This is a genomic window from Pseudomonas sp. 30_B (assembly GCF_017491605.1).
GTDB lineage: Bacteria > Pseudomonadota > Gammaproteobacteria > Pseudomonadales > Pseudomonadaceae > Pseudomonas.
In genome coordinates, this window is the sequence record NZ_JAFGYY010000011.1 from 193,737 (window position 1) to 207,326 (window position 13,590).

Annotated in this window: 9 protein-coding genes; 6 read left to right on the plus strand and 3 right to left on the minus strand. The window is 67.2% G+C overall.

The features are described from left to right. Positions 1-7: 7 nt before the first annotated feature. The 5 genes from J5M67_RS14690 to J5M67_RS14710 all read left to right on the plus strand — a co-directional run bounded on the left by J5M67_RS14690 (position 8) and on the right by J5M67_RS14710 (position 8,349). On the plus strand, positions 8-1,429 hold the full coding sequence (locus J5M67_RS14690) for a di-heme oxidoredictase family protein (protein WP_207886064.1): 1,422 nt from the start codon (positions 8-10) through the stop codon (positions 1,427-1,429). Between the two features lie 15 nt (positions 1,430-1,444). Then, a complete protein-coding gene (locus J5M67_RS14695; RefSeq protein ID WP_207886065.1) occupies positions 1,445-2,506 on the plus strand; it encodes an imelysin family protein in 1,062 nt (353 codons plus the stop codon). Between the two features lie 84 nt (positions 2,507-2,590). Next, positions 2,591-3,685: a DUF1513 domain-containing protein gene (locus J5M67_RS14700; protein WP_207886066.1), complete on the plus strand. Its 1,095-nt coding sequence runs from the start codon at positions 2,591-2,593 to the stop codon at positions 3,683-3,685. A gap of 378 nt (positions 3,686-4,063) precedes the next feature. Beyond that, positions 4,064-5,176, plus strand: coding sequence for an efflux RND transporter periplasmic adaptor subunit (locus J5M67_RS14705; RefSeq protein WP_207886067.1), 1,113 nt, complete (start codon positions 4,064-4,066; stop codon positions 5,174-5,176). A gap of 116 nt (positions 5,177-5,292) precedes the next feature. Then, positions 5,293-8,349 carry a multidrug efflux RND transporter permease subunit gene (locus tag J5M67_RS14710; RefSeq protein ID WP_207886068.1) on the plus strand — a complete coding sequence of 1,019 codons (3,057 nt, stop codon included), beginning with the start codon at positions 5,293-5,295 and terminating at the stop codon, positions 8,347-8,349. A 241-nt stretch (positions 8,350-8,590) separates the two neighbouring features. Here J5M67_RS14710 and J5M67_RS14715 read toward each other — a convergent pair whose 3' ends face one another. The 3 genes from J5M67_RS14715 to J5M67_RS14725 form a co-directional block, all read right to left on the minus strand. After that, positions 8,591-9,955 carry an MFS transporter gene (locus tag J5M67_RS14715; protein WP_207886069.1) on the minus strand — a complete coding sequence of 455 codons (1,365 nt, stop codon included), beginning with the start codon at positions 9,953-9,955 and terminating at the stop codon, positions 8,591-8,593. A 320-nt stretch (positions 9,956-10,275) separates the two neighbouring features. Next, positions 10,276-11,298 (minus strand): ferrochelatase, encoded by a 1,023-nt coding sequence (gene hemH, locus J5M67_RS14720; RefSeq protein ID WP_207886070.1) that lies wholly within the window; start codon positions 11,296-11,298, stop codon positions 10,276-10,278. Between the two features lie 114 nt (positions 11,299-11,412). Continuing rightward, complete coding sequence (locus J5M67_RS14725; RefSeq protein ID WP_207886071.1) at positions 11,413-12,318, minus strand: TIGR01777 family oxidoreductase; 906 nt, start codon at positions 12,316-12,318, stop codon at positions 11,413-11,415. 271 nt (positions 12,319-12,589) lie between these two features. Here J5M67_RS14725 and J5M67_RS14730 point away from each other — a divergent pair, with 271 nt between their 5' ends. Continuing rightward, entirely contained in the window at positions 12,590-13,573 is a 984-nt protein-coding gene (locus tag J5M67_RS14730) for an NAD(P)/FAD-dependent oxidoreductase (protein ID WP_207886072.1), read from the plus strand. The last annotated feature ends 17 nt before the right edge of the window (positions 13,574-13,590 follow it).

A 13,590-nucleotide genomic window follows, 5' to 3' on the forward strand; every position in this document is an offset into this window, starting at 1 on the left:
GAAGTCCATGCTCCACCGTCGCGCCATTCTGCTGGTACCGCTGCTCTCTGTCGTCGCTCTTGCCGCATGCAAGCAGGAGACCTCCCGGCACGCGGTGGCCGAGCCGGGCGAAGCGCTTTCCGGCGGCGCCGCCACGGTCGGCCAGAGCGACCGCAACGCCTACTCCATGCCCTCGGCCAACCTCACGCCGAGCCGCCGCCTGGACTTCAGCGTCGGCAACAGCTTCTTCCGCAACCCCTGGGTGATCGCCCCGTCCACCACCACCGCACGTGACGGCCTGGGCCCGCTGTTCAACACCAACGCCTGCCAGAACTGCCACATCAAGGACGGCCGCGGCCACCCCCCGGAACCCAATGACGTCAACGCAGTGTCCATGCTGGTACGCCTGTCGATTCCGGCAGGCCCGGAGGATGCGCGCACGCTCAAGCGCCTGGGCGTGGTGCCCGAGCCCGTATACGGCGGCCAGCTGCAGGATTCGGCCATCCCCGGCGTAGCCCCCGAAGGCAAGGTGCGGGTGGATTACGAAGCGGTGCCGGTGACCTTCAAGGACGGCACCAAAGTCGAGCTGCGCAAGCCGATCCTGCGCATCAGCAACCTCGGCTACGGCCCGATGCAGGCGAACACCCAGTTCTCCGCACGCATCGCCCCGCCGATGATCGGCCTGGGCCTGCTCGAATCGATCCGCGAGGAGGACATCCTCGCCAACGCCGATCCGGACGATCACAACGGCGACGGCATCCGTGGCCGCGCCAACCAGGTCTGGGACGATGCGCGCCAGGATACAGCGCTCGGCCGCTTCGGCTGGAAGGCCGGGCAGCCCAACGTCGCCCAGCAGAACGCCCACGCCTTCTCCGGCGACATGGGCCTGACCAGCGACCTGATCCCCACCGACGACTGCACCGAGGCGCAGGTCGACTGCCGCAACGCCATCGACGGCGGCAAGCCGGAAGTCAGCCAGCACATCTTCGACCAGGTCGCCTTCTACGCCCGCAACCTGGCGGTGCCGGCGCGGCGCAAGGTCGACGACCCGCAGGTGCTGGCCGGCAAGGGCCTGTTCTTCGACAGCGGCTGCGCCAGCTGCCACACCCCGAAATTCACCACCGGGCCCAATGCCGCCGAGCCGGAACTGGCCAACCAGGTCATCCGCCCCTACAGCGACCTGCTGCTGCATGACATGGGCGATGGCCTTGCGGACAATCGCCCGGAATTTCTCGCCAGCGGGCGCGACTGGCGCACCCCGCCGCTGTGGGGTATCGGCCTGACCGAGACGGTCAATGGCCACACCCAGTTCCTCCACGACGGCCGCGCTCGCAACCTGCTCGAAGCCGTGCTCTGGCACGGAGGCGAAGCCGAAGCGGCCAGGCAGCGCGTACTGACTTTCGACGCCGAGCAGCGCAGTGCCCTGCTGGCGTTCCTGAATTCCCTCTAAGGAGCCGAGCCGAACATGTTCCGCCCCCGCCTACTGATCACCAGCCTCGCCATCGCCCTGGGCGCCTGCTCGCCCACCGACCCGCAGGCCACCACCAGCGCCACGCTGGCCCAACAGGTGATCCTGCCGACCTACAGCCGCTGGGTGGACGCCGACCGCGCCCTGGCTGCCAGCGCCCTGGCCTACTGCCAGGGCAACGAGGACCTGGCCAAGGCCCGCGCCGACTACCTGGCCGCGCAGAAGGCCTGGGCCGAGCTGCAGCCGCTGCTGGTCGGCCCGCTGGCCGAGGGCAACCGCGCCTGGCAGGTGCAGTTCTGGCCGGACAAGAAGAACCTGGTCGCGCGCCAGGTCGAGCAGCTGCTGGGCAGCGGCAACCCGATCACCCCGGCGACCCTGGACAAGTCCAGCGTCGTGGTCCAGGGCCTGACCGCCTACGAATACATCCTCTTCGACGCGAAGATCGACCTGGCCAACGCCGAGACCAAGGCACACTACTGCCCGCTGCTGGAAGCCATCGGCGCGCACCAGCAGGCCCTGGCCGAAGGCATCCTGGCGCAGTGGAAGCAGGACGGCGGCATGCTCGCCCAGCTCTCCAAGTTCCCCAACGACCGCTACGCCGACGCCCACGAAGCCATCGCCGAACTGCTGCGCGTGCAGGTCACCGCCCTGGACATGCTGAAGAAGAAGCTCGGCACCCCGCTGGGCCGCCAGAGCAAGGGCATCCCGCAGCCGTTCCAGGCCGAAGGCTGGCGCAGCGACGCCTCCCTGGCGAGCCTGGACGCCAGCCTGACCGGCGCCCAGGCGCTGTGGAACGGCACCGACAGCAAGGGCCTGCGCGCCCTGTTGCCGGCCGAGCAGAAGGAACTGGCGGGCAAGATCGACGCCGCCTACGCCGACACACACGGCAAGCTGAAGGCGATCGACAAGCCGCTCAGCGATCTGCTCAAGGACGAGGCCGGCATCCAGCAACTGAATGCGCTGTATGACAGCCTCAATGCCGTTCACCGCTTGCATGAAAGCGATCTGGCGAAAGCACTGGGTGTGCAGTTGGGCTTCAACGCCAACGACGGCGATTGATCGGCTACGCGTCGGCCATGCGTCGTTGGAGAGCCTGGCTCTAGCTCGCGCGATCGAAGAGAAAAATTGAACGAGGTGAACGCCATGTTGCGACGTCACGTACTCGGCCTGGGCAGCCTGCTGCTCGGCGCCCTGACCCTCGGCGGCTGGACGCTGTCGCGCAAGGGCAAGGAGCCCCTGCTGCTGTCCGCCCGTGACGACGCGGATGGCAAGCACTACGCGGTGGGCTACCGCCTGGATGGCAGCCGCGTGTTCGCCACGCAGGTGGGCCTGCGCTGCCACGACGTGGTGCAGCACCCGAGCCTGCCGCTGGCGCTGTTCGTCGCCCGCCGCCCGGGCCGGCAGAGCTACCTGATCGATCTGAATGACGGCCGCCTGCTGCAGACCCTCGACTCGCAAGCCGACCGCCACTTCTACGGCCACGGCGTGTGGCACAAGGACGGCGAGTGGCTCTACGCCACCGAGAACGACACCACCGATCCAGGCCGCGGCGTGCTCGGTGTCTACCGCTTCGACGGCAACCAACTCAGCCACACGGGCGAGATTTCCACCCACGGCCTCGGCCCGCACCAGGTGTCCTGGATGCCCGACGGCGAGACACTGGTGGTGGCCAACGGCGGCATCCGCACCGAAGCCGAAAGCCGCGTGGAGATGAACCTCGACGCCATGGAGCCGAGCCTGGTGCTGATGCAGCGCGACGGTTCGCTGATCTCCAGGGAAACCCTGGCGCAGCAGATGAACAGCGTGCGCCACCTGGCCATCGCCGCCGACGGCACCATAGTCGCCGGCCAGCAGTACATGGGCGATGCCCACGACCATGCCGACCTGCTCGCGATCAAGCGCCCCGGCCAACCCTTCCAGCCCTTCCCCCTGGCCGACGAGCAGCGCCTGGCGATGACCCAGTACACCGCCAGCGTCGCCATCCACAGCGACCTGCGCCTGGTGGCGCTGACCGCCCCGCGCGGTAACCGCTTCTTCATCTGGGACCTGGATACCGGCGCCGTGCGCCTGGACGCGCCGCTGCCCGACTGCGCCGGCGTGGGCGCAGTGAAGGACGGTTTCGTCGTCACCTCCGGGCAGGGCCGCTGCCGCTTCTACGACTGCCGTGGCGAGCGCATCGCAGCCGCTCCGCTGGAGCTTCCGCCAGCGTTCTGGGACAACCACCTGCACCTCGCCTGAACACCCGCCCCGGGCAGCCCGTCGCACGATCGCCAGGTGTCTGCCCGCCGCTCCTTGCGGGTATCTCCGGCGAACGCGCCGAAATGCCCCAAGGCCAGGATCGGCTACACGGCGGTGGCGTCCCTTCCACGGCGCCGCACCGATTCAGCGCAATTTGCGCGCAATCACATCGGTTTCTTCGCGAAACGCCTTGTAATCGCCACCCTTTGACTCATCGCCCGATCAGGCATAAGGTGCGCAATTCCGCCCCGCAATGGGGCGTCCCCCGTATCGGCTTCATGGCCTGATCGACATCCCGCGAACGGAAGGCCGTCCTGCAGTATCCGGACGAGCGAATCGCGGAGGATTGCTGCCAGGCACGTACCAAGGAACAGGAAGATGTTGCGCCGCATGCTGATCATGCTGGGCGTGGTTGCCGTCATCGTTGCGGTGCTCGCCGGCTCGAAATACCTCTCCATCCAGAAACAGATCGCCATGTTCTCGGCACCGCGCCCGCCGGTCAGCGTCACCGCGACCGACGCCGTGCAGCGCGAATGGCAAAGCCGCCTGCCGGCCATCGGCACCCTGCGCGCGGTACAGGGCGTGACGGTGACCGCCGAAGTCGCGGGCATCGTGCGCAATATCCAGTTCGTCTCCGGCGACAAGGTCAAGCGCGACCAGCCCATCCTGCAGATGGACGACGACGTCGAGCAGGCCACCCTGCGCAGTGCCGAGGCCGACCTGGGCCTGGCCAAGGTGGAATACGAGCGCGGCCGCAACCTGATCGACCGCCAGGCGATTTCCAGGAGCGACTACGACCGCCTCGCCGCCCAGTTGAACCGCTCCACCGCCACCGTGGCGCAGCTGCGCGCGGCGCTGGCGAAGAAGCGCATCCTCGCGCCCTTCGACGGCACCGTCGGCATCCGCCGGGTGGACGTGGGCGACTACGTCTCGCCGGGCACCGAGATCGTCACCCTGCAGGACCTCTCCACCCTGCTGGTCGACTTCTTCCTGCCGGAACAGGACTTCCCCCTGCTCAAGCCCGGCCAGGCGGTGAGCGTGCGGGTCGCGGCCTATCCCGGGCAGACCTTCGAGGCGCGCATCGACGCCCTCAGCCCGCGGGTGGACAACGAGACGCGCAACCTGCTGGTCCGCGCCAGCATGGCCAACCCCGACGGCAAGCTGCTGCCGGGCATGTTCGCCAACCTGGAAGTGCAGTTGCCCGACAGCGCGCCGCGCATCGTGGTCCCGGAAACCGCCGTGGCCTTCACCCTCTACGGCAACTCGGTGTACGTGGTCGGCCCGCAGAAGGACAAGGACGGCAAGGTGAAGGCCGACGACAAGGGCCAGCCCGTCCTCGCCGTGGAGCGCCGCTTCATCAAGACCGGCGAGCGCCGCGAAGGCAACGTGGTCATCGTCGAGGGCCTGAAGGCCGGCGAGCGGGTCGTCACCTCCGGCCAGCTCAAGCTCGACAGCGGCACGCCGGTGGCGATCGTTCCGGACGCGCAGTAACAGACAGCAGTGCCCTCGCCCTGGCGAGGACAGCGAGAGTACGGATTTCGCGCGCTGGAGCCAGGCAACGCCGCATGGCCGACGCGCAGCAAATCCGAACACAAAGGATTGAGAGTATGTTCACCGATCCCTTCATCCGTCGCCCGGTGCTGGCGACCGTGGTCAGCCTGCTGATCGTCCTGCTCGGCATGCAGGCCTTCAGCCGGCTGGTGATCCGCGAATACCCGCAAATGGAAAACGCGCTGATCACCGTCACCACCTTCTATGCCGGCGCCAACGCCGAGACCATCCAGGGCTACATCACCCAGCCGCTGCAGCAGAGCCTCGCCAGCGCCGAAGGCATCGACTACATGACCTCGGTGAGCCGGCAGAACTACTCGGTGATCTCGATCTACGCGCACATCGGCGCCAACACCGACCGCCTGGTGACCGAGTTGCTGTCGAAGATCGGCGAGGTGAAGACCCAGCTGCCGCCCGACGCCGAAGACCCGGTGCTGGACAAGGAAGCCGCCGACGCCTCGGCGCTGATGTACATCAGCTTCTTCAGCGAGCAGATGAACAACCCGCAGATCACCGACTACCTGTCCCGCGTGATCCAGCCCAAGCTTGCCACCCTGCCGGGTATTTCCGAAGCCGAGATCCTCGGCAACCAGGTGTTCGCCATGCGCCTGTGGCTGGACCCGGTGAAGATGGCCGCCTACGGCATCACCGCCGGCGACATCGACAGCGCGGTGCGCCAGTACAACTTCCTCTCCGCCGCCGGCGAGGTGAAGGGCGAGATGGTGGTCACCTCGGTGAACGCCTCCACCGACCTGAAATCCCCGGAAGCCTTCGCCGCCATCCCGCTCAGGACCGAGGGCGATCGCCGCGTGCTGATGGGCGACGTGGCACGCATCGAACTGGGCGCGGCGAGCTACGACGCGGTCAGCTCGTTCAACGGCATCCCCTCGGTGTACATCGGCATCAAGGGCACGCCCAGCTCCAACCCGCTAGACGTGATCAAGGAAGTACGCGCCCGGATGCCGGAGCTGGAAGAACAGCTGCCGCCGAGCCTGAAGGTGACCATCGCCTACGACGCCACGCGCTTCATCCAGGCCTCCATCGACGAGGTGGTGAAGACCCTGGGCGAGGCGATCCTGATCGTCATCGTGGTGGTCTTCCTGTTCCTCGGCGCGCTGCGCTCGGTGATCATCCCGGTGGTGACCATCCCGTTGTCGATGATCGGCGTGCTGTTCTTCATGCAGATGATGGGTTACTCGATCAACCTGCTGACGCTGCTGGCCATGGTGCTCGCCATCGGCCTGGTGGTGGACGACGCCATCGTGGTGGTGGAGAACATCCACCGCCACATCGAGGAAGGCAAGACGCCGTTCCAGGGCGCCATCGAGGGTGCGCGGGAGATCGCCGTGCCGGTGGTGACCATGACCATCACCCTGGCCGCCGTGTACGCCCCCATCGGCTTCCTCAGCGGCCTCACCGGTGCGCTGTTCAAGGAGTTCGCCTTCACCCTGGCGGGCGCGGTGATCATTTCCGGCATCGTCGCCCTGACCCTGTCGCCGATGATGTGCTCGCGCCTGCTGCGCCACGACGAGAACCCCACGGGCCTGGCCCATCGCCTGGACCTGATCTTCGAGGCGCTCAAGCAGCGCTACCAGCGCACCCTGCACGGCACGCTGAACAGCCGGCCGGTGGTGCTGGTGTTCGCCGCGCTGGTGCTGGCGATCATCCCGCTGCTGATGATGTTCACCCACAAGGAGCTGGCGCCGGAGGAAGACCAGGGCATCGTCTTCATCATGTCCAACGCGCCGCAGACTGCGAACCTGGACTACCTGTCGAAGTACACCGCCGAGTTCGAGGGCATCTTCCGCACGTTCCCCGAGTACTACTCCGCGTTCCAGATCAACGGCTACAACGGCGTGCAGACCGGCATTGGCGGCATGCTCCTCAAGCCCTGGGACGAGCGCAAGCGCAGCCAGATGGAGCTGCTGCAGGCGGTGCAGGGAGAGCTGGACAAGATCCCCGGCCTGCAGATCTTCGGCTTCAACCTGCCGTCATTGCCGGGCACCGGCGAGGGCCTGCCATTCCAGTTCGTGATCAATACCGCCAGCGACTACCAGTCGCTGCTGCAGGTGGCCGAGCGGGTGAAGAAGCGTGCCGAGGAGTCGGGCAAGTTCGCCTTCCTCGACCTGGACCTGGCCTTCGACAAACCTGAACTGGCGGTGGACATCGACCGCGCCAAGGCCGCTCAGATGGGCGTGACCATGCAGGACCTGGGCGTCGCCCTGGGCGCGCTGCTGGGCGAAGGCGAGATCAACCGCTTCACCATCGACGGGCGCAGCTACAAGGTGATCGCCCAGGTCGAGCGCGCCTACCGTGACAACCCGGGCTGGCTGAGCAACTACTACGTGAAGAGCCAGAGCGGGCAGCTGATCTCGCTGTCGACCCTGGTGACCTTCCACGAGCGCGCGCGGCCGCGCCAGCTCAACCAGTTCCAGCAGCTCAACTCTGCGATCATCTCCGGCGTGCCGATGGTCAGCATGGGCGAGGCCATCGACACCGTGCGCGGCATCGCCGAGCAGGAGTCGCCGCGCGGCTTCGCCTTCGACTACGCCGGCGCTTCGCGGCAGTTCGTGCAGGAAGGCAACGCGCTGATGATCACCTTCGCCCTGGCGCTGGCGGTGATCTTCCTGGTGCTGGCGGCGCAGTTCGAGAGCTTCCGCGACCCGCTGGTGATCATGGTCACCGTACCGCTGTCGATCTGCGGCGCGCTGATCCCGCTGTTCCTCGGCCTGTCGAGCCTGAACATCTACACCCAGGTCGGGCTGGTGACGCTGATCGGGCTGATCAGCAAGCACGGCATCCTCATCGTCGAGTTCGCCAACCAGCTGCGTCACGAGCGCGGGCTGTCGGTGCGCGAGGCGGTGGAGGAAGCCGCCGCCATCCGCCTGCGCCCGGTGCTGATGACCACCGCCGCCATGGTGCTCGGGGTGATCCCGCTGCTGCTCGCCACCGGCGCCGGCGCGGTGAGCCGCTTCGACATCGGCGTGGTGATCGCCACCGGCATGAGCGTGGGCACCCTGTTCACCCTGTTCGTGCTGCCCTGCGTGTACACGTTGCTGGCCAAGGAGGACCCGAAACCTGTCGGTGACGGAGCGCCGGCTTCGGCGTACTGATGAAAAAGCCCCGCATCAGCGGGGCTTTTTTTGGAGCGGCGGGCATGGTCCGCTTCTACGAGATAGTCCGGTGCTCGGGCCTACCCTCACCCTAGCCCTCTCCCAGGGGGAGAGGGAACCGTTCGGTGCAGGATGAAACCTTGGCGTCAGCTGGCACGATCAGCCCCCTCTCCCTGAGGGAGAGGGCTGGGGTGAGGGAGATGGCCCAGGCACGGATTTATCCGGAACAAGACAGAAGAAATCACGCCGGCTGGCGCTGCATCGCATCGCCGGCGCTCTCCCCTTTCAGGCTCCAGCTCTTCAGGTGCTCCAGGCTTGCACGGTAAGGCTTGAGCCCCCGCGCCAGCAGGAAGGCGCCAGCGCTCAGCGCCACCAGGCTGACGATCAGCAGCGAGTAACGCAGCGCCATGTCGTCGGCGAACACGTAGTCGGTCACCAGGGCGATGGCGGTCGGCCCGACGCCCAGGCCGAGCAGCGTCACCACGAACAGGTAGATGGCCGACGCCTGGCCGCGCATGGAGTTGGGCATGATCTCCTGGATCGCCGCCGGCGCGACGCCGAACGGCATGCCGAGGAAGAACACGATGGGCGCCATCAGCACCGCCGCGGCATTGCCACTATCGAGCAGCGGATAGACCAGGGTGAAGGGGATCGCCAGGACCGCCGCCAGCAGGCCCACGCGCATGTTCGCGTCGGTGCGCCCGCGCTTCGCCCAGTAGTCCGCCAGGCGGCCACCGCAGACGATGCCCAGGCAACCGAACACCGCGACGATACTGCCGTACACCACACCCACGTGGCCGGCGTCCCAGCCATAGGTGCGCACGAAGAAGGTCGGAATCCAGGCGCCGCTGCCGTAGCTGGCGAAGGAGATGCAGGCGAAGCCGAAGTTGTGGCAGATCACCGTCTTGCGGTTGGCACGCAGGTAGGCGCCGACTTCACTCATCGGCACCACCACGCCGGCGCCCACGCCGCGCCGCGTCGGCTCCTTCACCGCCAGCATCAGCAGGGTGAAGAGCACGCCAGCGGCGCCGAGCAGCAGGAAGATCAGTTGCCACGGCCGCACTTCGCCGAGGATCGGCAGGTGCACGTCACCCTGGGCCGAGGCGAACTTGATCACCAGGCCGCCGAGCAGGAAGGCCAGGCCCGAGCCCAGGTAGATCCCCATGGAGTACACGCTGATGGCCGTGGCGCGGCGGTGGGCCGGGAAGCTGTCGGCGATCAGCGAATAGGCCGCGGGCGACAGGGCCGCCTCGCCCACGCCAACGCCGACGCGGAACAGCAGGAAGTGCCAATACTGCCGGGCCAGGCCGCAGGCGGCGGTCATCGCACTCCAGATCAGCACGCCGACGGTGATCAGCCCTCGCCGGCTGCGGCTGTCGGCCATGCGTCCGAGCGGGATACCGCAGAGGGTATAGAACAGCGCGAAGGACAGGCCCATCAGCAGGCTCATCTGCGTGTCGCTGATTTCCAGGTCGCGGCGGATGGGGCCGACCAGCAGGTTGAGAATCTGCCGGTCGATGAAGGACAGCACGTAGGCGACCATGAGGATCGCGACCGTGGACCATGCCACGGCACTGGAGGGGTAGCCGTTATTGTTGTTGTGCATGCGGGCTCCTGGACGCCGCCAACGCGGCGATGGCGATGGGGAGAACCCGCAGGGTAGGCACAGTGAACCGGCGACGCGCGCACTATCAGGTCTCTGAATGCGGGCGTTGGCCGTTGGCTGATGGATAGAGATTGGCCGAGGCGTTCCCTGTAGGGCGGATAACGTTCGACGTTATCCGCCGTTCAGCCTGGGTTCCAACGCACTCCGAGCTTATCCCCGGAGCCCATGGCGAAGCCTGGTGTATCGGCGTACAACCGCGAACGGTTGTACGCCCTACGCCAGCCTGGGATCGGCGCACCTACAAAGAGCTGAGCCTGAGCTCAGACCGCCGTCGGCATCCGCTCACACAGCTTCGCCAGCGCCTTCGCCCACAGTTCCTGATCGTTCAGGCAGGGCACCAGCACCAGCTCTTCTCCGCCCGCCGCCTGGAACTGCTCGCGGCCGCGCTGGCCGATTTCCTCCAGCGTCTCGATGCAGTCGGCGACGAAGGCCGGGCACATCACCAGCAGGCGCTTCACGCCCTGCTTGCCGAGCTTGTCCAGCTGCGCCTCGGTGTAGGGTTCGATCCACTTGTTGCGGCCCAGGCGCGACTGGAACGACACCGACCAGGTCCCGTCCGCAAGCCCAGCGCCCGCAGCGAAATCCTCCGCCGTGCGCAGGCACTGGCTGCGGTAACAGACCGCCATCACCTCATCGCTCATCCCGCGGCTGGAACTGGCGGTCAGATCGTGGCGCTTGTCCTTCACCAGCTTGCGGATGTGCGACTCGGGCAGCCCGTGGAAGCTCAGCAGCAGGTGGTCGTAGGGTTGTTCCAGATACGGCTTCACGCTGTCCACCAGCGCCTGGCGATACTCCGCTTCGGCATAGAACGGCGGCAGCACCTTCAATTCGAAGCTCAGGCCGCGCTCGCGCATGACCCGGCGCGCTTCCTCGATGGCGGTGGTGGTGGTGCTGTCGGCGAACTGCGGGTAGAGCGGCGCGAAGGTCACCTGGGTGACGCCCTGCTGGCTCAGGCGCAGCAGCGCCGACTCGATGGACGGCTCGCCATAGCGCATGCCCAGCTCCACCGGGCCGTGCGGCCAGTAGGGACGGATCGCCTCCTGCAGGCGGCGGCTGAGCACAATCAGCGGCGAACCCTCGTCCCACCAGATCGATGCATAGGCATGGGCCGATTCCTCGGGGCGCTTGCGCAGGACCAGCGACACCAGCAGGCGGCGGATCGGCCACGGCAGGTCGATCACGTAGGGGTCCATGAGGAACTGATCGAGGTAGCGGCGCACGTCCTCGACCTGGGTGGAAGCCGGCGAACCCAGGTTGACCAGCAGGAGGGCGTTTTGGGTCATGCAATGTCCTTGGAATCGGTTCACGATCTCGCCGGGCGGGAGCGGTGGGGCTGCGCAGTTTACACGCAGCGGATTGCCCCACGGCCCGGCGCTATTGCCGCAGGGCGCTGTGGCTCAGCGCTGCTCGCGCAGCACGTCCGCCAGGGCGTCCTGAATCTCGGGGAAGCGGAAGGTGAAGTCCGCATCCAGCAGCCGGCGCGGCACTACACGCTGCCCACCGAGCAGCAGTACCGACAACTCGCCGAGCATCAGGCGCAGGGCGAAGCCGGGTACGCCCAGCACGGTCGGCCGGTGCACTGCCCGCCCCAGTTCACGAGTGAAGTCGCGGTTGCGCACCGGCTGCGGCGCGCAGGCATTATAGGGACCCTCGGCATCGGCCCGCTGCAAAAGAAAATCGATGAGGGCGATCTGGTCTTCGATATGGATCCAGGACATCCACTGCCGGCCGTTCCCCAGCTGGCCGCCCAGCCCCAGGCGGAACGGCGGCAACATGCGTTTGAGGAAGCCGCCTTCGGGCGCCAGGACCAGCCCGGTGCGCACCAGCACCACGCGGATACCGAGTGCCTTGGCCTCGCGAGCGATCTGCTCCCACGCCAGGCACAACTCGCTGGCAAAATCCTCGCCGGCTGCCGCGCTGTTTTCCTCCAGCGGCCGCTCGCCGGCATCGCCGTACCAGCCCACCGCCGAACCGTTGATCAGCACACTGGGGCGCTGGCTGCGCGACTCAAGCCAGGCCACCAGCCGTTCGGTCAGCCCTACCCGGCTGTCCCACAGCAGCGCCTTGCGCGCGGCGCTCCAGGGTTTGTCGGCGATCGGCGCGCCGGCCAGATTGACCACCGCGTCCAGCGGCTCGTCACCGTAGTCCTGGAAATCGGCGATCCCGCGCACCAGCTCGCCGCACAACGCGGCGACCCGCTGCGGCTGGCGGCTGAGCACCGTCAGGCGATGCCCGGCGGCGGTCCACTGGCGGCATAGGCGACGGCCAATCAGCCCGGTGCCACCGGTCAACAGAATATGCATGGCGAACTCCTTGTCAGTGTGTTCCACCCACCCTCAGTCTGGACGACACAGCGGCGCTTGCACCTGCCCGGACAGCGCTGAGGGTCTACGCTTTATTTGCCGGAACCGGCTGCTCTCATTCATGAAGGAACCGATGAGACGCAGAAGGTTCCGATGATCGGATTCCTGCCGATCATGGGCGCGTTGGCAGTCAAACGATTGTACAGATCAAACCATTTGTACAAGCCAACCACGCTCGTTACTCTGAAACAGACAACCAACGAGGCACGTCATGAGCGCCCCCATTGCCATCATTGGCACCGGTATCGCCGGACTCTCGGCCGCCCACGCCCTGCGGGACGCAGGACAGGACGTCCAGCTATTCGACAAGGGCCACGGCAGCGGCGGCCGCATGGCCAGCAAGCGAACCGAAGCCGGTGCCCTCGATCTCGGCGCGCAATACTTCACCGCCCGCGATCGACGTTTTCTCGACGCCATCCAGAAATGGCGCGTACAAGGCTGGGTCGCCGAATGGGACCCGGCCCTGTACCAGTACCGCGACGGCGAACTGAGCCCGTCGCCGGACGAACAACCGCGCTGGGTTGGCACCCCGCGCATGAGCGCGATCACCCGCGCCCTGCTGCAGGACCAGACCGTCACCTTCTCCTGCCGCATCACCGAGGTCTATCGCGGCGAGCAGCACTGGCACCTGCAGGACTCCGAAGGCCAGACCTACGGCCCCTTCAGCCGCGTGCTGATCGCCACCCCGGCGCCCCAGGCCGGCGCGCTGCTGGCCAGCGCACCGAAGCTGGCGGCGGCGGCGGCGAGCATCCCGATGGAGCCGACCTGGGCCGTCGCCCTGGGCTTCGCCGAGCCGTTGCAGACGCCGGTGCAGGGCTGCTTCGTGCATGAAGGCCCGCTTTCCTGGCTGGCCTGCAACCGCTCCAAGCCCGGCCGTGACGGGCAGCTCGATACCTGGGTGCTGCATGCCAGCAGCAGCTGGAGCAAGCAGAACATCGACCTGCCCAAGGAGAGCGTGATCGAGCACCTGCGTGGCGCCTTCGCCGAGCTGATCGGCTGTGCCGTGCACGCCCCCGACTTCGCCCTCGCCCACCGCTGGCTGTACGCCCGGCCGATGGAGGCCCACCAGTTCGGTGCGCTGGCCGACGCCGACCTGGGGATCTACGCCTGCGGCGACTGGTGCCTCTCGGGTCGTGTCGAAGGCGCCTGGCTGAGCGGCCTGGAAGCCGCCCGCCGCCTGCTGGAACACCTCTGAGTACGCTGCGGTCTTCT

Coding starts and splice junctions, on each gene's coding strand:
- J5M67_RS14690 (WP_207886064.1), top strand. CDS start 8: ATGCTCCACCGTCGCGCCATTCTGCTGGTACCGCTGCTCTCTGTCGTC.
- J5M67_RS14695 (WP_207886065.1), top strand. CDS start 1,445: ATGTTCCGCCCCCGCCTACTGATCACCAGCCTCGCCATCGCCCTGGGC.
- J5M67_RS14700 (WP_207886066.1), top strand. CDS start 2,591: ATGTTGCGACGTCACGTACTCGGCCTGGGCAGCCTGCTGCTCGGCGCC.
- J5M67_RS14705 (WP_207886067.1), top strand. CDS start 4,064: ATGTTGCGCCGCATGCTGATCATGCTGGGCGTGGTTGCCGTCATCGTT.
- J5M67_RS14710 (WP_207886068.1), top strand. CDS start 5,293: ATGTTCACCGATCCCTTCATCCGTCGCCCGGTGCTGGCGACCGTGGTC.
- J5M67_RS14715 (WP_207886069.1), bottom strand. CDS start 9,955: ATGCACAACAACAATAACGGCTACCCCTCCAGTGCCGTGGCATGGTCC.
- hemH (WP_207886070.1), bottom strand. CDS start 11,298: ATGACCCAAAACGCCCTCCTGCTGGTCAACCTGGGTTCGCCGGCTTCC.
- J5M67_RS14725 (WP_207886071.1), bottom strand. CDS start 12,318: ATGCATATTCTGTTGACCGGTGGCACCGGGCTGATTGGCCGTCGCCTA.
- J5M67_RS14730 (WP_207886072.1), top strand. CDS start 12,590: ATGAGCGCCCCCATTGCCATCATTGGCACCGGTATCGCCGGACTCTCG.